This window comes from Vibrio sp. 1078-1 (assembly GCF_033340475.1).
Genome location: NZ_JAWOWM010000001.1, coordinates 189234 through 209858, shown reverse-complemented (window position 1 = coordinate 209858; position 20625 = coordinate 189234). Strand labels below are relative to the sequence as shown.

The window sequence follows — 20625 nt, the reverse complement described above, 5'->3', positions numbered from 1 at the left end:
AACTAAGTTTTATTCATGAAATCAATTAAACACGTAGTCACATCAAAAGATGTGGCAAAGATGGCAGGCGTCTCTCAATCTACTGTATCGCGCGTGTTTGTTCCGGGTAGCTCAGTATCCGAAAAGACCAAGCAAAAAGTCTTTGAAGCGGCTAAAGCCCTTAACTACCGCCCTAACGCCTTTGCACGTAGCCTGACCACAAACGAATCGAAATTGATAGGTTTGGTGTTTCCTGATGCGGATTACCCTATCCATATGAAAACACTGCAATTAATTTCCAGTGAGTTACAGAAAAAAGGTTATTCTGCCGTATTGATTCCATGGCAAGTGGATGAAGAAGAGGGCCACTCAATCCCAAATATCTTCCAGTATCGCGTCGATGGTGTCATTGCTGCTTCCGCAACCTTCAATAAGTCCCTTTATGAAGAATGTGAAGAGTTTAATATCCCAATTGTTCAATACGCACGAGTTGTTGAAGGTACTAGGAGTAGCTACGTTATCAGTGACAACTACGAAGCAGGCCAACAAGCTGCGCAACTTCTGCACAAAAGTGGCGTGAAGAACGCGGTTTATTTGACGGGAGAAGTGCCAACCTTTACGAATGACGAACGCCAAAGCGGCTTCTGCTCTGAATTTGAAGACCTAACCGGCAAGACGCCACGCATCATTGAAGCCAGCTATGACTACGCGAGCTCACTTGATAAAGTCCGTGCCATACTGGCAGACAAAAATCGGCCTGAAGCAGTGTTCTGTGCAACCGATAACCTTGCGATGGCGGTCATGGATATCGCCCGTATAGAATGCGGGTTGAGGATTCCTCAGGACTTACAAGTCATTGGTTTTGATAATATTCCTCAGACAGAATGGTTAAGCTATCAATTAACCACGTTCCGCCAGGATTTCCGTCGCCTCGCTCGCGAGTGCGTGAAGATCATTGTTGATCAAATTAATACGAAAAACGGCAGCCTAGTAAAAATGATGGTGCCAGTGAAGTTAATCGAGCGCCAGACAACAAAAGCTTAAATAGCTATAGCCAGCCATTCGGTTGGCTTTTTTATTTGCCTCTGACTCCCAAACGGCTCATTTAGTGTTGTAAGCATTAATGAACCCATGTATATTTATGAGCTATTACACTATATGAACCAAACAAAAAAAGGCTCATAATCCTTATGACCACGTATCTTTACACTCGTTATTCGCCAAAAAATCGAGCTTACCAAGAGCACCTTAATACTCTAAAAGCTTTTGCTCCCGAAGCTCAGCATTTTGAGGATAAGGTTCGTGGTTGCATGCCTCCAACCGAGAGAGAGGCATTCTTACGACTGCTCGATTCCGTCAGAGCTGGGGATACGATTGTGCTCTGGTGGCTGACCGCATTTGGTCGCGACTTTAGTCAAGCATTGAACACGGTAAAAATGCTACTCGATAAAGGGGTAACATTGAAAACTGTATGTGAATCAATAACTTTTGAGCCAGGTTCTGTTCAGACTCAAACACTACTCACAGTGTTATCTGGATATGGGAAAGTGCAGACTGAACATCGCCTGTTTGCCGCAGAGCAAGGGCGACAGGCCATTAAAGAGCAGCCAGAATTATGGAAACAGAAGTTTCGCGGCCGCCCCGCAAACAAAACCAAACACCAACAGATCGCAACGTTACTGCTAGAAGGCTACACATTGCAAAACGTAGCAGAGCAATGCGAAGTCAGTCTATCGACTGTGAAGCGGGTCAAAGCAAAGCTAAATGAAGTGGATGACGAAGGCGGCTTAAGCTCACGACGCCAAAAAGGTTGTTTGAATGGAGACCAGTCATGAGTCGCCCAATCAACTTTCATACTATACTACTCGCCTGTCTTATTATTAGCGTTGGCCAGTTGAGCATGGGGCTAGTTATGCCCTCTTTGCCATGGATAGCAAAAGACTTTTCCATCTCCCTCGACCAAGCTCAACTGCTTGTGAGTATTTATTTGCTCGGCTTCGGCCCCTCTCAATTTATCTACGGGCCAGTGTCAGATGCTTTAGGACGAAAAAGAGTATTACTTACCGGTTTACTCATCGCGATGTCTGGTCTGCTGATAATTATTTTCTTCAGTGACACATTTACAGGGATGGTGATGGGGCGCTTTTTACAAGGGTTAGGTACAGGATGCTGCGCGGTACTCGCGAGGGCGTCGACTCGAGATAGATTTAGCGGGGATGAACTCCCAGTGGCAATGTCTTACATCGCCATGGCGGCTTCAATCACGCCACTTATTGCACCTGTGATTGGCGGCTTTATCAACTTCCACTTCGGTTGGAGTATGGTGTTTATTTCTCTGTTGGGCTATGTCTCGCTGGCTTGGGTAATCATCGCCTTTAAGTTCACAGAAACCATCACAAAACGTTCTGTCATTCCGTCACCCCGAAAAATGTTACTCCAATACAAGAGCTTACTTACGTCTCGTTACTTTATGAGTTTCGCCAGTATCAGTTGGTTAAACTTCAGCTTAATGATTACGACAGTCTCTGTGATGCCATTTATCATGCAAGATCAAATTGGCATGACCTCCGCTCAATACGCGATGTGGGCGCTCATTCCCGCTTTGGGTATGTTATGTGGTACCACGATTTGTAACCGAGTAAGGCCAATTATTGGCAATAAAAAAATGCTGCTCTGCACCCCATTTCTTCACCTCGCTGCCGCAATATGGTTATTTTTCTGTCCTGTTGAGCCTCTATTTCTGATGCTAGGACAGCTATTAATGATCTTGGGTAATGGTATTGCCCTACCTTGTGCACAAGCGATGGTAATGCAACCTTATAAAAAGCAAGCAGGTGCCGCAGCGGCAATGTCTGGTGGTGGACAAATGGTCGTCTCCTCATTGGTCAGCTTAACTCTGGTGCAGCTTGGATTGAGTCAAGCATGGCATCTAGCGATCGTTATCGTAATATTTGCATCGCTTACCTTCACCAACATTCAACGTGGCTTCAGTGCAGAGCAACCTTCAGAACGATAACAAAAAACATACTATTGTCCTTATAGTTACGACAAATCGTATAAACTTAAATTTAGGAAAAGTTGGCGGATACTAACATGATGTTGCATTTAAGAATGGGCGCCTTAACACTCGCCACATTGATATCCGCTGGCACTGATGCGAGCGCCAACGAGAACTGGCAGTTCGAGAGTGACAAGAATGGAATCACAATTTACTCCCGAGAACATAGTGACGGTTTAGTTGAGATCCGTGCCCGGATGTTCACACCCACCAGCTATGGTGCATTTTTAACGCTACTGGAAGACAGTGACAATATCCCGAACTGGATTGACAATGCCAGTCATAGCCGGGTTTTAAATCAGATATCGGCCACCGAGAACATCGTTTACACCCAGTTTAAAGCACCATGGCCTGCCAAAAATCGGGATATGGTCACCTACTCAAAGTACTGGGTCGATGAGCTGGGATTCACGATAGAAATCAAAAGCGCACCTGACTCATATCTTGCTGAACAAAATGGTTATGTTCGAATTCGCTCGGTTGATGCGACTTGGGAGTTACAAAAACTCACAAACGATACAACACTCGTGGAATACAAGGCGTTTGCTGACCCCGGAGGTCTATTGCCAAACTGGCTGATCAACAAACTCTCAAAAGAAAGTGCATGGGCGACATTTAGTAATTTAAGAAAAGAGTTACCTGAATATCAGCAATACTCTCATCCTCAAATAGATGAGTAAGCGTCGCTCTTCCCACTCGCTTTTTAATACGGTACATAATAACAAAAGGCGGCTTCAAGCCGCCTTTTTCTACGCAATGTGTTACTGCTGTGCAACCGTTACAGGTTTAGTTGCACCGCGGTAATCAAACTCAAAACCAATACCTTGGTCTGTCACGTCCATCGTCATACCACCAACAAGCTCGCCTTGTAAGCTTTTGACAACATCATCCGGAACCGGCTCCCCTGTGATTGACGACGCACTCTCTAACACTTCCAAAATACGCTCTGAATCAAAATCAAAGCTGAACAAGCCATTTGGAGAAAGTGATTGCGCCATCACTTCTTTGCTTGCTTCCGCAGCACTATCACCACTGTAAAGGGTGAAATGGTTTTCGTTTAGACGAGCAAACACGTCCACCTTCATGCCAGTATGCATTTCTAATAGGTCACTGACATTAACAGGTTGGTTATCCGGTTGAATTTGCAATTGAGCAAGTTCAGGAACGAACATTTGCGCAGTTTGAATAAGCATCATTGGATCATTGGCAGAAAGAGACAACATACCATCTAGCTGGCTAAATACTTCACCATGCTGAGCATTAGTATCTACTTTGATATCAAACATTTGCAGGCTTAACCCTTTAAGGCCATTAACCATGCCTGACCCCATGCTTACAGCGGCTGCTGGATTCTGGCCGCCCATCTCTTGCTGCATTTGTGTCAATAAAGAGCATTGATATTGAGGCTGGGTCAAGTCAGCCCAAATCTGACCAATCGATGGCGCTAGAGTATTAATGTCTAAACCAAGCGCCATACTAAAGAAACTCTTATCACTTTTAGACTCAGCCAATACACCACGAATCGACTTGAGCGCATCTAGAATCGCTTTATTGTTGGACTCAATAACAAAAGAACCTTTAATGAACGCCTGATCGCCTTTCATCTTGTATTCTGCAAACGCGACGGACTGAGGCCAGTTTTCTGCAACTTGAGTAAGCTCAGTATGGCAGGCTGGTGAACGCATTTCCTCAATAGTTGGTTCAGGATCTATTGCATCCAACGTGCTAATTTGACGAGCAAACATATTGCCATCTTTCGTCGTCAAACCTTTAATCACTTCGCGATGATCAAAGTAACCAAAAGAGTTGTTGTTTTCACCGTATTTGGCTTGCAACGCCTCAAGACGTCCACTCTCAGCAATATTTTGACTTGGTGCTTCAAGCCCTAATGCCATTTTAATCGGGTTTTGAACGCCCAGTTGCGGAACATCAACCGTTAACGTAAGCACGTTATCAACCACGGCTACAACCAAGCCAATACCGTCCTGCGGGTCAATTGAATCAGTCATCTCGTAACGACGATACTCGACTTCACCAAGCTTAACCAACTCATGCTTAGCGCCGCTCATCTGCTCTTCATGATCCAGTGTTTTCCATAACGCGGCAGGGTCTTCAATATCCACTTTGTACACCGGTACCATACCAATTGTGTACAACACAGGATTAATGTTTTCCCCGGTGCCCAAATAAGCTTTTAATGTTTCTGGCGACGCAGCACTCTCTAGGTATCCATCGAATAAGTTAACTGCAAACTGCTGTTGTGGAGACAGTGGTTCATCGGCAAAAAGTTCTGCAATCGAGCCTTGATTCGCCGTACCGAATGCGTTCATGTATTTATAATGGTTAAAAGGTTCTGTCTGATACGTCACCATAAGTGAATCTGCAGGAACTTGCGTTAACAGTGAGCCTGCATCACTCGCGGTAATATTGTTTTGGTACAGGTAGCCAGCGCCCCCTGCTGCTGCGACCACTGCTGTAGCCAATAGTAGTTTTTTCACGACCAACTCCGTTGTCATAGTTATGTGTTCCTAAACGAAATGTAACGCTTAGGTTTAAAGCCAATGAATAGTGCTTTATATCAACCGCTATCATAAACAAGTTATCGATGTAATGAATGTCGGTTTGATAAATTATCCAACATTTATAAGGCAAACCGTGAAGTAAGTTGAATTGCGTGCGGATGCTATTGGCAATATTCACAATCCAATTTCTCGGATAACCGCCTTAAAAATCATAATATTCAGTTAAATGAAACGATTTGGAGTAATTACGACCAAAATCAGCAGAATATTAAATCTTTATTGAGTCTTTTATCTAATATCTGAAAACGCCTCACGACCTGACACTTCTTTCCAATTTGCCTCTGGCAGTCCCTACTCGTTTTCCTTACATTCCTACTAACTCAGTGACGAGACGTATACCAAATACGAGCAATAGAAGACGATGAAAGACCAGTTGACGATCTCTATATCAACTATCAATGGCTCAAGACATTGGTACTTCAGTAAAAGGATGCAACGCAACATAAAAACGTTTTTCGTTTTTTTTGTTGTTGCTCTGGCCGCGACCGTAATCTTAATTCATCACTTGTACACTCGCGTTGATAATGCAGCGTTAAAACAAGCTGAATTGACAGAGCATTCACGCACCATGGGTGAAGAGCTCAGCACACTGAAAACACTTAAATCAGAGCTAGAAAATGACCTTTCAGAACGGGAAGAACGGGTACAACTTGTTTCGGAACGTTTGGGTGAACTAGAGAAAGTGCTTGGGGTTGGAGAACATACCTCGACAAACAACTTGGATGCTAGGCTCGATGCGGCGGCGATAACCTCAAACGTTCGCATGGTGTTATTAAACCAAATACCAAGTGGCTCTCCAGTCGGCAACGTACGGCTATCTTCCGGATTCGGTAAGCGTATCCATCCGGTGACAAAAGTTGCCAAGATGCATCGTGGGCTCGATTTTGCCGTAAATATCGGCACCAAAATTTATGCCCCTGCCGATGGGGTAGTGGAAGTCACCCGCCGCAGTAATAAAGGCTCTGGTAACTTCCTCAGGCTGCAACACTCTTTCGGTTTTTCGAGTTCTTATTCGCACTTGAAAGCGTTCAAAGTAAAAAGTGGTCAGTTCGTCAAAAAAGGGCAGCTGATTGCAATTTCCGGCAACAGTGGGCTCTCTTCTGGCCCTCACCTGCATTACGAGGTGCGATTTGTTGGGCGAGCACTGAATCCGAAACCATTTGTCGATTGGAGCCTTAATGATTTCGAAGACATTTTTACTAAGGAGCGAAGAATACGATGGGAATCTTTAATCAAAACAGTGGAACAACGAGTAGCTCAGCAGCTTCAACTCTCATCGCCAAAGGCTGTTCTCTTAGCGGAGAACTCAAAGTAGAAAACGATGTCCAGATTGATGGCATCGTCGATGGTCAAATTAACGTGGAAGGCACTCTCGTTGTCGCAGAAAGCGGGCGAGTAAACGGTGAAATCTACGCTAAACAGCTGATCATTAATGGCATGATGGACGGAAACTGTCACGCAGAACACATTCAAGTGCTTGCCAAGGGACGCGTAAGCGGTAGGATCTGGAGCAATAACCTCAGCATTGAACCTGGTGGCAAATTCTTTGGTGAAGCAGCCGAATTACCTGAAAAGGAAGTGGTAACGTTAAAGGGTAAGGCTCAAGACAGTGCGATCACAAAAGAAAATAACACCAACAATGAAAAGCGACTTTCGCGTAAATCAGCATAAAAGCTTTGATTAAAGTGCTTAAAAAAGACGGCTTTCACGCCGTCTTTTTTATTACTATTGCCACGATTTTCGTCAGAAACTACGTGATTATTCGGCCGGATTTAAAACCATTACCGAGCGTTTTGCTTGTGGACCAAAAGCTGATTTTGCATGCGCTTTCACTTCATCTAACGTCACACTCTTAGCCACTTTCTCAACGTCAAGCAACACATCGACGCCGTAATCATGCACCAAATAACGAGTATATGCCCATGATCTCTGTGCTGGGTTGTCATCCAATCCTTGCATCGCGACTGCCAGTTGTTTCGCGGCCGTATCCACTTCTTTTTGGGTAATATTTGACGCTAAACCATCAAACACTTTGCCCAGTTTACTCTCTAAAAGTGCCACGTCTTCGGGCTCAACTTGAGACTCCAAGAGCCAATCAGAGATGGGTTCGCGATCTTGTGTCATGGTGTAAATGCTCGGGCTGTAATCAAGGCTAGACTCTTCTCGCACAATATCCAAAACACGTGCATTACTAATACGTTGCAAAATATCTTCGATAACCGTGTCTCTTGCCGTACGTTGGTAATCGCTCGTATTAGTCAAACGCATTACATACAACGATGAAGGTTCATGCCCATCCGCAACCACAGTTCGCTCCGGCACTTCCGGGTTAAACGCAACGTGATAATCAATCGAACGACTCGGTTTCATTTCGATAGAGGCCACATACTTACGCAAAAGTGGTGTAATTTCTTCCGGCTCTACGTTTGCAACAATAACCATCTTAAAACCATCATTGGTTTTGAAAAGTTGCTCATGCACCGCTAGTATCTGCTCGGAAGTCACTTGTTCAACATCATCACTGGACACTATACGATGACGACTACCCGGCAAATAAGAATTGCCGTTTGCTTTTTGAATCAGTTTTCCCATCGGTGATTCAAAAAAAGCGCCGCTCTGCTGTTTAAACTCTTGCTTCGCTGCTTCCATCTGGCGCTCGTCGACTTTAATCTCCGTCGCTAGGTTGTATAGTCCATTCAAAGCATCAGTTAGGTGCGTATTTGGCGCCGTAATTTGAGCTCCGTGACTGGTCGCATCAAGCATCGCGCCAAGCGCAATGTTGTTTTTGCGTAAGTAGCTATCTAGCTCTGAACCAGAAAATGTCCCTAACCCACTGCGTATTGCCGTTGTTGCTGCGATTTCATAAGCGGCATACAACGTCGGATCAACAGCGGCTTTACCACCTTGGCTCGCATAGTAAATATACGCTCGACCACCCGCTTTAGTATCTTTTTGGAACCACACTTCGATACCGTTTGATAGCGTATAGACTTGAAAACCACCCGCTTCCTGACGCATGCTCGTGATGCTGCCTTCCTGGGTAGGCTTTAAGAATCCATCCACTTTGTCATACATCTCTAACGGTTTTTCGCCAGTTTGAAGATAGGCACTGTTTAGAGCGGCAAATACACCATTGAACTGTTCTGACGTTTCGCTTTTCCCCAAACCAATAAAAAAGCTTGGCTGCTGAGATAACAAAGCCGTCAATTGTGTGTTAATGCTCTCTAAATTCTCGTTGTTGATGAATTCTGCCAAACTCTGGGCATAATTCTCTTTTGATTGGCTGACACTGTCTTGTCCAATTTGAAAAACACGTGCTTCTGCGTAACTGTTTGGCTTACGCTGACTCCAATCTGAATCAATATTTGCAAGTTCACCTTGCCAATTTGACATAACGCTATCTAACTCGGATTGAGTCGCACCATAATCTCTTAACGACGCCAAGGTACGAATGAAAGTCTGGTGCATTTGTTCGCGGCGATCTGGTGCAAACGAAATCCCTGCCGACATCATACGCTGATAGTTAGAGTAATAGGGCTCTGCATAAGCGTATTGAAAAGGTTCAGCGGCATCACTGAGTACACGGATCAAACGCTGTTGAATGAGTTGTGTTGCGACTTCATCACGCCACACTTCATGTTGTTGCTCAATCGTCGCGCTGCCACTTAGACCACGCTCAATCACTAAATGAAGACTTGGTGATTCCATCGTGTTACTTGGCAAGATTCTGTTTTCGTTGTTCACTCGAATATCACGGCGCTTCTCTATTACCGTATCCGAGGTACTTTCCCAGTTCGAGAACTTGCTTTTGATAATCTTGGACAGTGAATCTACGTCGATATTACCAGTCACAATCAACTCGGCATTTTGTGGCTGGTACCACTTGTCGTAAAACGCCTTTAACTTACTTGAGGAAGCATTTTGAATCGCTTCGCGAGTACCAATTGGGTCATGCTCACCATACATAGTGCCTTCAATCGAGGCTTGGTAAGCATGCATAGAAAAGGACTTATCATCTGGATTAGCACGTCGCCATTCCCCGAGAATCACCCCTTTTTCTTTCTCTACTTGCTCAGGAGCAAACTCAAGTCCGTTACCGATATCTCTCATCCACTTCAGGGCATCTTCTAGCTTCGTATTATTCGCAAGGTCAAGTTGGTAAGACGTTTGCTGATAACTGGTAAAAGCGTTGATATCAGCGCCAAAGCTACCACCAGATTGCTCAAAAAGTTTGACAACGTCGTTACCGGTAAAATGCTCACTACCATTAAACGCCATATGCTCAACAAAGTGAGCGTAACCCTTTTGAGAAGATGTTTCTTGGAATGAGCCGATATTCATCACCAAACGGACCGAGACTTCTTGGTCTTCTGTTGGATAGAGATGGTATTTCATACCGTTCGATAACTGGTCCACGTGCCAGTTGGCGTCAGGTTGAATCGGCGTCGACTGTTGTATCAGAGCACACCCTGACACTAATAACGCGGGGACTAACAATATACTGCGCATAACGATTGCCCATAACAATGATTAAGCTAATCAATATATATCCGGTGCTATAACCTTCACATTTTTAATGGATTATCAGACACGCAAATGTGATAAAGATCACCATTTATTGAAATCAATTCTCATTTACAAAAATCGACAAATCCTTACTTTACAAATACATAAATAATATCGTTCCAAATCCTTTTGCTTATTTGGTGTAAAACTCAAATTCGCGACATGGAGTCAGTATTTATTTTGAGCAATAAAATATAATTATTGAACAGATTCGAATCTGACTTTCTGCTGCATATTCAACAGCGCAGAGAGCACTGATGAGAATAAAAACACAACAACTATTATTCAAAGATCTATTATTCGCTTTATGTTCAAAAATCTATCATTAAAAAACAAACTGGCAATCTCTGCCAGTGCCGCCATCATTCTAGGGGGAGTGCTGGTAGAGGGGCTGTCTTTTCGAGATTCATTAAATAGGCTCGATGTCGAAGTCGCACAGCGACTAGAAAGCACTAGCGCATCTTACAATCAATACGTAAAGGACTGGCTACTCTCTAAAGAGCGCGCACTGACTTCACTCTCTTCTGATTCAGAGAAACGTTCTCTGGTTACGCATTTGAAACAAGTCCGAGACTCTGGCGCGTTCGATAACGTTTTCCTCGCTTACCCGGACGGGTCACAAGACAACGCTAATGGGGTGGTTTTGCCACCAGGTAATAACGATCCTCGTAAGTGGGGCTGGTACACCAATGCAATCGCCAACCCATCGAAAGTCTTTATGGATAACCCGACCGTCGCAGCTGCCACGGGGGCTAACGTCGTGTCGCTCGGTAAAGCCCTGCAATTGCATGGTCAAACCGTCGTTCTGGGTGCTGACGTAGAGATCGGTGATATCCTGAACAGTCTCAACCAAGTGATCCTACCGGGTGAAGGTTATATGTTTATTGCCAATGAACAGGGCAATATTTTCACTCATAACAACGGTAAACTGCTGAATCAACCGGTTAGCAAGCTGGGCCTCAACAACAACGACATTACGTCTGCCGCACGTTCAGGTACAGAGCGTCGCGTCTCTATTAACGGCACCGAATATGTGATTTACGCGCGCCACATAGAGGGTACCAAACTCACAACGGTCACAGTGTTAGATCAAAACTCGTTGGTTGCCCCACTTTACGATGCAGTTTGGGATCAAATCATCGCAACCACTATCGTCGTCGTTATCTGTGTGGCTTTGTTTAACCTGCTATGTAACATCTTGTTCCGTCCGCTCTACAATGTTTCGAATGCGCTTGCGCAAATCGCCAACGGTAGCGGCGATCTGACTCAACGCATCAAAGTAGAAAACCGTGACGAAGTTGGTGAGCTGGCTGAAAACTTCAACCAGTTCGTTGAAAGTTTGCAGCAACTTATTGGTCACATTCGTCACCAAGCGGAAGAACTGAGCCAACAATCGGAGCTGAGCACGAATCGCGCGAATCAATCGGTTTCCGATCTGAACCATCAGCAACAAGAAATCACGATGGTGGCGACCGCTGTGACTGAAATGGCATCGGCAACGCAAGAGATTGCAGCACATGCAGAGCAGACGGCTAAAGCCGCTCAAGACTCTTCAGCGAGCACACAAAATGGTCATGAGTTAGTGATCAACTCCAAGTCATCCATCAACAATTTGTCTTCTGAAGTCAACCAAGCGAGCGTTGTCATCGGCGAGCTCAACCAGCACGCGCAAGACATCTCAACCGTACTATCAACGATTCGAGACATCGCAGAACAAACCAACTTACTGGCTCTGAATGCGGCGATTGAAGCTGCGCGTGCAGGTGAACAAGGTCGCGGTTTTGCCGTTGTTGCAGACGAGGTTCGCGTGCTATCACAACGCACACACACCTCAACCGAAGAGATTCGCTCGACGATCGAGACCTTGCAGCAAACCACACAACGCGCTGTGACCATCATGGATACAAGCTCTCAGCTCGCGCAAGGTTCGGTGGAAGATGCAGATCGCGCAGCACTGGCTCTGGATGAAATCAACGCGGCCGTTGCGCTGATCAGCGATATGGCAACGCAAATCGCGACCGCCGCCGAAGAGCAAACGCACGTAACCAATGAAATCACGCAAAATGTCACGTCCATTAAAGATGTGACCGATCACTTGGTAGTTGGTGCCGAAGAATCGATGAATCAATCTGCTGAGCTGAAATCGCAAGCTGAGGATCTCAACTCGAAAGTGGCGACGTTTAAACTGGCTTAAACGCCACATTAAGGACGCTCTTAAAAACAACAAACCCCGCTAGCAACTTTGTTACTAGCGGGGTTTGTTTTTATGGATCGACGTTTTTATTGCAGATAGCTTTCCAAAGACGTAAACCTACACCGCCACACACATCGGCGTGCCTGAGATTGGGTCATTAAATACTCTCGCTTGTAAATCAAACACCGATGACAACATGCCTTCTGTCATTACCTCTTGCGGTGTTCCCTGCGTGACTAACTGACCTTTTTCCAACACCACCAAATGATCGCAGTAACGGCACGCTTGGTTTAGATCGTGCAGCACTACGACCACTGTTTTGCCTTTGTCGTTCATCTGCCTCATGAGTTTCATCAGCTCAACTTGGTGAGAGAGATCCAAGTAAGTGGTTGGCTCATCAAGCATCACTACGTCGGTATCTTGCGCCATTACCATCGCAATCCACGCCCTTTGCCTTTGACCGCCAGACAGCGATTCAACTGGCTTGTCAGCAAACTCAATCACGCCAGTATCTTGCATTGCTTGCTCGACTAAGGTCTTGTCTTGTTGACTTAACCGGCCCCAATGAGAGAGATAAGGCGAGCGGCCATATTCGACCAGTTTTCTGACGGTAATACCTTCAGGACTGACAAGAATCTGCGGCAGCAAAGACAACGAACGCGCCAAGCGTTTATCACCGTAGCTGCTTAGTGGTTTGTCGTCATACAACACTTGGCCAGAAGCGGGTTTATTGATGCGTACCAAGGTTTTTAATAGTGTCGATTTACCGCAACCATTTGGACCAACTAGTGCGGTAATTTTACCTTGAGGAATCGACAAAGAGAGATCTGGAATGATGGTCTGTTTGCCGTACGCGACGGATAAGTTCTGCGTTCGTAACATGCTTACCAACCTCTATAACGATACAAAAGAAAAATGAAATATGGTGCGCCAATAACAGATGTCAGCACTCCCGCTGGTAGCTCAATTGGTGGCTGTAAGCCTCTCGCTAAACCATCGGCGCAAATCACCAACAAAGCGCCAAGGGTTGCAGCGGCTGGAATCAACAACTTGTGGTTGTGGCCAAACAGCAAACGCGCAAGATGCGGCGCAAGCAGGCCAACAAAGCTGATCGTGCCTGCCACAGACACACTGATACTCGCCAATAGCACGGCAGCAATCAACGCAATAATTTGGATCTGTCTTGGTTTCGTGCCAAGTGTAGTGGCGCTTTCTTCTCCCAGTCCCATAACATCTAGCCGCCAAGCCAGCCAAAACGCCAATGGTAGTAGCAGCAATAAAGCACTCCAAATAAACGGCACTTGTTGCCAGTTTCGTCCCCACAAACTGCCGGTTAGCCATACCATCGCCGTGTTGATTTCAATAGGGTGCACAATCAGAAGAAAATCGATACCGCTAGCTAAAAATGCGCTGACAGCAACACCAATCAGCGCCAAACGTGCTGGTGTTGGTTTCGACCAGTAAGCCAGCACAGCAATAAAGCCAGCAGCAAGCAAGCCTCCCGCCATGGCGACCATCGGCAACATTGCCACTGGCGCATTCGGATACAGCACCAAACAAGCGGTAGCCGCCAGTCCTGCTCCGGCGCTTATCCCCATTAAATCTGGTGAGGCAAGTGGATTACGGATGACGCCTTGAACTAAAACGCCTGACAGCCCCAACCCAGCGCCCACGCCAATGGCGAGCAACATTCTCGGTAATCGATATTGGTGAATCACAAAGTCCGAGTCAGAGAAAGAAAACAGTAATGCAAAAACCTGTTGAGCCGACATGTTCGCCGCACCAACAAACAGCGTGAGAGAAGACGCAATCAGCAACAATCCAACTAATGCAAACAGTTTGGTTTGATTCATCATGATGATTTCCTCATTGCAATCGCGATAAAGCAAGGTGTGCCCAACAGCGCGGTAATCACGCCCACTGGCGTTTCAGCCGGAAAAGCAATCGCTCGTGATAAAGCATCTGACCACGTCACCAATGCCGCGCCACACAAGGCGGAAACCGGAATGAGAATGTGATAGTTGTGACCAACAATCGGGCGTACCAAGTGCGGCACTAACAACCCGACAAAGCCAATTGGCCCAGCAATCGCTACGCTAGTTCCTGCCAACAGCACAACCGCTAAACCACTGATAAATCGCGTAAGACGAATGTTACCACCTAGCCCAACAGCAACTTCGTCCCCCAACGCGAGTAAATTTAAGTTTCGCGCTAAGCCCATGGCGAGCACCAAACCTAAAGTCGCAAAAGGCCACAGTTGCTGCCACTGTTCAGAATCTACCGCGGAGAGTGAACCCGTTAACCAATGCAACACGCTGTAAGCCATGTCATCCGCCAAAATTACCGACGCACGAGTTAACCCTATCAGCAGTGCACTGATGGCAATGCCCGCTAGCACTAAACGCAATGGGTGAGAACGCGCGGAAAAAAAACCGCCCAACAACATGACCGCACCACCACTTAGTAGCGCGCCGAGTACTGCGTTGATGATTGAGTTCAATTGACTAAAGAATGGTACGCCGATGGACGCCAAGGCCATAAAACAAGCCGCACCAGCATTAATGCCGAGAATGGATGGCGACGCCAAAGGGTTACGAGTTAATCCTTGCATCAGCACTCCGGATACCGCAAGCGAAGCGCCAATTAATAACCCAGCATAGGCACGAGGCGCACGCAGCGTCGCGAGGATTTGATGCAGCATATTGCCCTCATCAAACGCAAACCAATAGCTTGTCAGATCATTAACGCTCAAAGAAAAGTTGGACCAGCCAATCATTGAGGCTGCATAGCCTGAGAGCGTACACAACGCCATAGCACAGACAAACAAGCTCGCTTTCCAATGCGATTTGCTAACCGAAGACGCGCTTTCCGAGCTTATCGCCGCACTCATGAGCGCTCCAATAACGCTTCAAGATTGCGGGCAATTTCTTCCGCAGCCAACATGCCGCGATTTAACGACCACAGTTCAGGAGAAACCTCAACAAGTTGCTGTTTTTTCGCAGCAGTTAGCAACTTAAACAATGGATTTTTGCGCCACTCATCCACAATATTTGGTTGAGAGTAAAGTCCAACTAACAACCAATCAGGGTTGGTTTTTAGTAAAAGTTCGAAACTGGTTGGGATATACGCTTTTTGCTCAGATGGAGCCAGCGGGCTTTGGATGCCCAGCATACTCAAAACGCCCCCAGCGTAAGAAACCGGGCTATGCAACCACATCCCTTTGTCAGAAACCACACCAAACTGAATGGTTTCTTGTGTTGCAAAATGCTGTTTGAACTCCGCCATTGTCTGTTTGTGCTGCTCAATTCGTTGTGTCATTTTCGCTTGTTTGCCAATTGCCACGCCGATTTTGTGTGCGGATTCGAGATTTTCTTGATATGTCTCACCACGGCTTTTTAACAGCAAAGTTGGCGCAATTCGCTGCAAATCTTGATAAATCGCGCGATGACGTTCTGCATCAGCAATGATCAAATCCGGCTTGAGCACCGCAATCGCCTCTAAACTCGGTTGCGAGCGCATGCCGACCGATTGCCAAGGACCAACCTTGGCACGAACAGCAGGAATGACTCGTGTGGCATCGTTGTCATCGGCGACGCCTACAGGTGAGACATCGACTGCCGCTAATGCATCGACAAACGAAAATTCTAAAACCACAATACGTTGAGGTATCGCTTCTAGCTCAAAAGTGCCTTGCTCATCTTGCACGCTGCGCGCCTGAGAAAATGCGCTAAATGACATCAAAGCTGAGCTCAACAGCATCAGCAAAACTGTTGAAAAGTGTTTGATCGTAAATTGTTTTTTATTTTTCATCTTGCTTTTTTCCAGTGCTAAGAGTTTTCCATTACCTAAGATCGGCAAAGTCGCCAAGGTAAATTGGCGACTTTTCTTTTCAAACTCGGTGAACGAAACGCTTAAAACTGATAGTTCAGATCCAGTGTGTAAGAGCGTCCCGGAGCTGGGTACCGACCAACTGGGCTTGTATCAATCCCGCGGAAGTAATACTCCTCGTCAAACAAGTTGTTCACCGCAACATTCATGCGTAACTTGCCTTTGTCGTCTTTGTATAAATCCGTCCCCAAGTTGAAGTTCCACACCATGTAAGATGGTACTTTACCCGTTGCGCCAGTTGCATCTTCGGCACTGGTGTTGGCGTTATCGGTATACGAATCACTAAAGTAGAAGCCCGATAGCGTGGTGTCCATGCCGTAAAATGCGTAGGTTGCATCCCAACCAAGCTGATGCTTAGAGGTGTAAGGCAGTTGATTACCTTTATTCGCGCCTTCTTCTTCAAGCGTAGCGTCTAGATAGTTGTAGCTTGCGCCTAAACTCAGTGCAGGTAGTGCTTCAGGCACGTAACGAGCAGAAAGCTCTATGCCTTGGTGAAGTGTTTTTCCGATGTTATCGAAGGTCTGCGTTGAGCTTTGCCATTGCAATTGATCTTCAAAGTCGATGCGATAAAGTGCAGCGTTAAAGCTGGTCGCATCTTGGGTGTAACGCGCGCCGACTTCGTAGTTCCAAGCCAGTTCGCTACCTTCTTCACCCAAACCTCGGATGTAGGCAATTTGTGGCGCACGAAGTGATTTTTGCGCGTTCGCATACGTCACCCACTGGTCAGTTAAGTTGTATGCCACCGTCAAACCTGGCAACCATTCCGTCACGGTGTTGTCTGCCGTTTGTTTTTTACCACGATCGGTAAACGTCATTCGAACCGACTCAACACGCAACCCAGGCGTTACCTTCAATGTATCATTGAACAAACCAATTTCGTTGCTAACGTATCCAGCAAACGCGTCCGTATCTAGATGCCAATCACGCGGAACGCTGGTTGCACCACCGGCGATTGGAGTCTGAGTGAGTTTGTAGTCAATGTCTTCATTAACATAACGGGTACCCACGATCCAGTTTTGAGTAACGGATTTACCTTCGCCAAAGTACATCGCCATTTTTGGCTCTATACCATACACGGTAAATTCACGTGGAGAGGTACGAACGTCCGTCGCTGGCAGAGCCGGATCCGCCCAATGGCCACCCGCGCTGTTAAAGCCCCACTTGAAAAGACGCTCTGACTTATGGCCAAACGTTAGCACTTCTAGCTCGGCACTGTCGGCAAATGGCAAATCGTGGATGTACTTAACACTCCAGCGCGTCGACTTACCTTCATAATCATCGTAAGGACGTTTCGATTGGTGACGATCTTGCTCGTAATCTTGTGGCGAAAGTGCGCCCGGCATTTGCGTTTCAGCATCGTAACGTTGCAGGAATGCTTGAATCTCTTGAGTGTCACTCAGTAGCCACTGTGCTTTGGCTTGGAAGTTCTTCACGTCCGTATCGGAATGTTCACGGAAGCTTTCACCTTTTAGGAAGTTACCTTCCAACTGTAGTGCAAATGTGTCGCTTAACCAGCCGCCCGTGCGTAGGTAAAAATCATTCAGCGGCGCATCACCGCCATCAAACACGGTAAGGCGGTTACTGATTTCAGTTTGCCACGTGTGTGGAATCGGTTTGGTCACTAAGTTGATCACACCACCGACGTTGTTTGGGCCGTACTGTACTGCGGCACCACCGCGTACAATGTCAATACGATCAAGCATCGACAGTGTTGCTGGGAAGATAGACTGACCAGTGTGACCATATGGCGCAAGTGTTAGCGGTACACCATCCATCAAGAACTGAGCATGACCACTACGGCTTGCTTTCAAACCACGTACGGAAATGTTAGGCAATACGCCCGTTCCGCTTTCATCCTGAACTTTAATACCCGGCACGCGCTGTAGCGCGTTATCAATCGAGCCTGCGGCGGTTTTCTCGATTTGATCGCGGGTAATGACGGTACGAGCACCTGGGTACTCTTTGACGTCTTCAATTTCAGATTTACCAATCACGCTACCAGTGACAACGACGGTTTCCATCGTGGTAGTTTGTTCTTTTTTAGCAGGAGCAGCAACCGCGCTCATGGATGTGGCAAAAGCGATTGCAATCGCAAGCACACTGTAAGTGGTAGACAAACCAGCACGTACACGCACTTTACCATCCAAATTCTGGTAAGACATTAAGATCTCCTTTGCGAGAAATTGAGCCTCGGGCAGAATACATCCCGTAGGCTCTAGGGGCTAAACATCCTCAATATGAGGCAAAAATCGGCTAACAGGCGCTAACTACGCACAAAAAGCCTAGAACTGATATCCGTAGCTGAGCATGAACTCGGCTGGTGCGCCGTAGCCAATCTGGTTTAAGCCAGACGTGCCGTTTGTTGCGCCGAGAATGTATTTCTCATCCAAAATGTTGTAAGCGTTCGCTTGGATTTTGTGACGACCAGTGGTGTACGCCGCCATCAAATCCACCGTTGTGTAATCGCCAAGTGCGACGGCTTCGTCGTTACCTGCGTAACGGTCGCCCACGTACTTCACACCACCGCCTAAACGCCAGTTGTCATCCAATTGGTAAGTGCTCCAAAGAGAGAACAAGTGGTCTGATACATCGTTAGGCTTTTTGCCTGTGGCTTTGTCTTCCGCATCTAAGTAGCTGTAACCAACAGAGATGTCCCACTGTTTGGTGATTTGGCCGCGAGCCTCTAATTCAATGCCTTGGTGACGCACTTCAATTTTATCGATCACATCGCCGTCCACGTTAGTTTGTGGTTGCTCTTGATCAATTTGGAACAGTGCCGCATTCAACATTAATGCGTTATCCAAAAGGTACGCTTTCGCACCCACCTCTTTTAAGTCGGTGTGGAAGAATTCCGCCAATTTTGGATTGATGTAGATACCAGCGTACGGTAACTGCCAAGAGCGCGCTAAACTGGCGTATACGGATGTGTCGGAATTGATGCGGTATACCAAACCAGCACGGTAGCTGACTTTGTCATCATCCAACTTTTCCTTATCTGAGCCCGCTTTTTGTTGTTCGAGCTCCATCGAGTCGTAACGCACGTTACCGATCAAAGAAAGGTCGCCCCACGTATAGACGTCTTGCACATACAAACCTGTCGTGGTGGTGGTATTGTCACGAAATGGCTTAAAGCCCGGATCAGGCGTTGGACCAACGACTGGGTCGTATATATTTTGCGGAGGAAGCGTTTTGTCACTTGCCAACGTTAGGTCGATATCGATCTGGTTGAAATCTGCACCCACCATCAATTGATTGTCCCTGGTTTCCCAAACCAACTCAGATTGTAAAGTGGTCGTAGTACGTGGATCGTAACCAAAGTTGTTGACGGTTTGAGACACTTCATTACCCGTCACTTTGCCCTGACGCGTGCCTTTTTGCTCAAGTTCGATATGGTTGAACGCCGCTCGGTTGTTCCATACCCATTGATCATTCAGACGCCATTCGTAATCCACCGCAATACGGAGACTGTCTGACTCCTGATAGTCGTTTGTACCGCCAAAGTAAGTGCTTACTGGCAAATCAACTGGCTTGCCATTTTTTGATGGCACACCACGATACGGCACTAGTTCTTGATGGGCGTATTCCACGTCAATATCAATGGTGTGACCTTCCGCTGGTAACACACGAATGGTCGGTGCAATGAAGAAATCGTTTGAATCAACATGATCAACGTACGAGTCGGCTTGACGGTATTCCAAGTTAATACGCCCGTTGACCTTATCTGTAAACGCCATTGAGCTGTCGACCTGACCAACATATTGGTTGTTGCTGCCTACACTACCGTTTACGTGAGTAAAATTCTCACCGTTAGCGCGTTTCGTCACCAAGTTGATGATGCCCCCAGCCGAACCACGGCCATACAAAGCACCCGCAGGGCCTTTCACAATTTCAACGCGTTCAACGTTCGCTAAGCTGCGGTAAGACTGCAACGTACCGTCATCTCGCAAGCCATCACGGTACATATCGTTGAGTGAATCAAAACCACGGATCATGAACTGATCGCGGCTGCCTTCGCCCAAGGTGTTATTGACCCCGGCTACCCCATCTAGCGCATCCACTAAACGCACCGCGCCTCGGTCTTGCATTTCTGTTTTCGTTACTACGGATACCGCTTGTGGCACATCAAGCCATTCCACATCGGTTTTGGTGCCTGATTGAGGCATGTGTTCAGCATAACCTTCGTACTGATGACCGAAGACTTGAATCGTTTCAGTTGCTGATGGGGTTGAGTTCGTCTCTTCTGAAGCCACTGCGCTTGGTGCTACTAATGAAGAACCAATCGCGACCGCCAAGGGGGTCAGGGTCAATAATTTATTCATTCCATAATTCCGTTTAGTTGTTATAAAGCCAACGGATGG

Annotated in this window: 15 protein-coding genes; 7 read left to right on the top strand and 8 right to left on the bottom strand. The window is 46.5% G+C overall.

Translation table 11 applies throughout. From position 1 onward, the window contains the following. The first annotated feature begins 15 nt into the window (after nucleotides 1–15). The 4 genes from R7190_RS00965 (at nucleotide 16) to R7190_RS00950 (ending at nucleotide 3717) form a co-directional block, all read left to right on the top strand. Nucleotides 16–1023: a LacI family DNA-binding transcriptional regulator gene (locus R7190_RS00965; RefSeq protein WP_017820101.1), complete on the top strand. Its 1008-nt coding sequence runs from the start codon at nucleotides 16–18 to the stop codon at nucleotides 1021–1023. A 146-nt stretch (nucleotides 1024–1169) separates the two neighbouring features. After that, a complete protein-coding gene (locus R7190_RS00960; protein WP_186585586.1) occupies nucleotides 1170–1814 on the top strand; it encodes a recombinase family protein in 645 nt (214 codons plus the stop codon). Then, nucleotides 1811–2995 (top strand): multidrug effflux MFS transporter, encoded by a 1185-nt coding sequence (locus R7190_RS00955; protein ID WP_017820099.1) that lies wholly within the window; start codon nucleotides 1811–1813, stop codon nucleotides 2993–2995. The genes R7190_RS00960 and R7190_RS00955 overlap by 4 nt, the downstream gene beginning before the upstream one ends. A gap of 77 nt (nucleotides 2996–3072) precedes the next feature. Continuing rightward, nucleotides 3073–3717, top strand: coding sequence for an START domain-containing protein (locus tag R7190_RS00950; protein WP_017820098.1), 645 nt, complete (start codon nucleotides 3073–3075; stop codon nucleotides 3715–3717). Nucleotides 3718–3798: 81 nt separating this feature from the next. Here the strand turns inward: R7190_RS00950 and R7190_RS00945 are convergent, their stop codons facing one another. Then, nucleotides 3799–5553 (bottom strand): hypothetical protein, encoded by a 1755-nt coding sequence (locus tag R7190_RS00945; RefSeq protein WP_081248215.1) that lies wholly within the window; start codon nucleotides 5551–5553, stop codon nucleotides 3799–3801. A gap of 427 nt (nucleotides 5554–5980) precedes the next feature. Between R7190_RS00945 and R7190_RS00940 the strand changes: the two genes are divergently transcribed. Beyond that, on the top strand, nucleotides 5981–6934 hold the full coding sequence (locus tag R7190_RS00940) for a M23 family metallopeptidase (RefSeq protein WP_005374721.1): 954 nt from the start codon (nucleotides 5981–5983) through the stop codon (nucleotides 6932–6934). Further along, nucleotides 6838–7290, top strand: a complete 453-nt coding sequence (locus R7190_RS00935; protein WP_080276973.1) for a bactofilin family protein — start codon at nucleotides 6838–6840, stop codon at nucleotides 7288–7290. The genes R7190_RS00940 and R7190_RS00935 overlap by 97 nt, the downstream gene beginning before the upstream one ends. 87 nt (nucleotides 7291–7377) lie before the next feature. Here the strand turns inward: R7190_RS00935 and R7190_RS00930 are convergent, their stop codons facing one another. Then, nucleotides 7378–10128: a M16 family metallopeptidase gene (locus tag R7190_RS00930; RefSeq protein WP_033906636.1), complete on the bottom strand. Its 2751-nt coding sequence runs from the start codon at nucleotides 10126–10128 to the stop codon at nucleotides 7378–7380. 364 nt (nucleotides 10129–10492) lie between these two features. On the opposite strand from R7190_RS00930, the gene R7190_RS00925 reads away from it, so the two are divergent. Further along, nucleotides 10493–12379, top strand: a complete 1887-nt coding sequence (locus R7190_RS00925; protein WP_025768674.1) for a methyl-accepting chemotaxis protein — start codon at nucleotides 10493–10495, stop codon at nucleotides 12377–12379. 117 nt (nucleotides 12380–12496) lie between these two features. On the opposite strand, the gene fecE is transcribed toward R7190_RS00925, so the two are convergent. The 6 genes from fecE to R7190_RS00895 form a co-directional block, all read right to left on the bottom strand. Further along, entirely contained in the window at nucleotides 12497–13261 is a 765-nt protein-coding gene (fecE, locus tag R7190_RS00920; RefSeq protein ID WP_017634499.1) for a Fe(3+) dicitrate ABC transporter ATP-binding protein FecE, read from the bottom strand. Nucleotides 13262–13263: 2 nt separating this feature from the next. Then, a complete protein-coding gene (locus R7190_RS00915; RefSeq protein WP_047102431.1) occupies nucleotides 13264–14235 on the bottom strand; it encodes a FecCD family ABC transporter permease in 972 nt (323 codons plus the stop codon). After that, entirely contained in the window at nucleotides 14232–15191 is a 960-nt protein-coding gene (locus R7190_RS00910) for a FecCD family ABC transporter permease (RefSeq protein WP_250654690.1), read from the bottom strand. Before R7190_RS00910 ends, R7190_RS00915 begins: the two co-directional genes overlap by 4 nt. 74 nt (nucleotides 15192–15265) lie before the next feature. After that, nucleotides 15266–16189 carry a Fe(3+) dicitrate ABC transporter substrate-binding protein FecB gene (locus R7190_RS00905; protein WP_025768676.1) on the bottom strand — a complete coding sequence of 308 codons (924 nt, stop codon included), beginning with the start codon at nucleotides 16187–16189 and terminating at the stop codon, nucleotides 15266–15268. 101 nt (nucleotides 16190–16290) lie between these two features. Then, entirely contained in the window at nucleotides 16291–18429 is a 2139-nt protein-coding gene (gene pvuA, locus R7190_RS00900; protein ID WP_161440630.1) for a TonB-dependent siderophore vibrioferrin receptor PvuA, read from the bottom strand. Nucleotides 18430–18549: 120 nt separating this feature from the next. Then, nucleotides 18550–20586, bottom strand: a complete 2037-nt coding sequence (locus R7190_RS00895) for a TonB-dependent receptor (RefSeq protein WP_005383467.1) — start codon at nucleotides 20584–20586, stop codon at nucleotides 18550–18552. Between the last annotated feature and the right edge of the window lie 39 nt (nucleotides 20587–20625).

What these genes read in the sequence shown, in the direction of transcription:
- R7190_RS00905 (WP_025768676.1), bottom strand. Translation starts at nt 16,189, where the DNA reads ATGAAAAATAAAAAACAATTTACGATCAAACACTTTTCAACAGTTTTG.
- R7190_RS00915 (WP_047102431.1), bottom strand. Translation starts at nt 14,235, where the DNA reads ATGATGAATCAAACCAAACTGTTTGCATTAGTTGGATTGTTGCTGATT.
- R7190_RS00935 (WP_080276973.1), top strand. Translation starts at nt 6,838, where the DNA reads ATGGGAATCTTTAATCAAAACAGTGGAACAACGAGTAGCTCAGCAGCT.
- R7190_RS00940 (WP_005374721.1), top strand. Translation starts at nt 5,981, where the DNA reads ATGAAAGACCAGTTGACGATCTCTATATCAACTATCAATGGCTCAAGA.
- R7190_RS00955 (WP_017820099.1), top strand. Translation starts at nt 1,811, where the DNA reads ATGAGTCGCCCAATCAACTTTCATACTATACTACTCGCCTGTCTTATT.
- R7190_RS00950 (WP_017820098.1), top strand. Translation starts at nt 3,073, where the DNA reads ATGATGTTGCATTTAAGAATGGGCGCCTTAACACTCGCCACATTGATA.
- R7190_RS00930 (WP_033906636.1), bottom strand. Translation starts at nt 10,128, where the DNA reads ATGCGCAGTATATTGTTAGTCCCCGCGTTATTAGTGTCAGGGTGTGCT.
- R7190_RS00910 (WP_250654690.1), bottom strand. Translation starts at nt 15,191, where the DNA reads ATGGCGTTGTGTACGCTCTCAGGCTATGCAGCCTCAATGATTGGCTGG.
- R7190_RS00960 (WP_186585586.1), top strand. Translation starts at nt 1,170, where the DNA reads ATGACCACGTATCTTTACACTCGTTATTCGCCAAAAAATCGAGCTTAC.
- R7190_RS00965 (WP_017820101.1), top strand. Translation starts at nt 16, where the DNA reads ATGAAATCAATTAAACACGTAGTCACATCAAAAGATGTGGCAAAGATG.
- pvuA (WP_161440630.1), bottom strand. Translation starts at nt 18,429, where the DNA reads ATGTCTTACCAGAATTTGGATGGTAAAGTGCGTGTACGTGCTGGTTTG.
- fecE (WP_017634499.1), bottom strand. Translation starts at nt 13,261, where the DNA reads ATGTTACGAACGCAGAACTTATCCGTCGCGTACGGCAAACAGACCATC.
- R7190_RS00945 (WP_081248215.1), bottom strand. Translation starts at nt 5,553, where the DNA reads ATGACAACGGAGTTGGTCGTGAAAAAACTACTATTGGCTACAGCAGTG.
- R7190_RS00895 (WP_005383467.1), bottom strand. Translation starts at nt 20,586, where the DNA reads ATGAATAAATTATTGACCCTGACCCCCTTGGCGGTCGCGATTGGTTCT.
- R7190_RS00925 (WP_025768674.1), top strand. Translation starts at nt 10,493, where the DNA reads ATGTTCAAAAATCTATCATTAAAAAACAAACTGGCAATCTCTGCCAGT.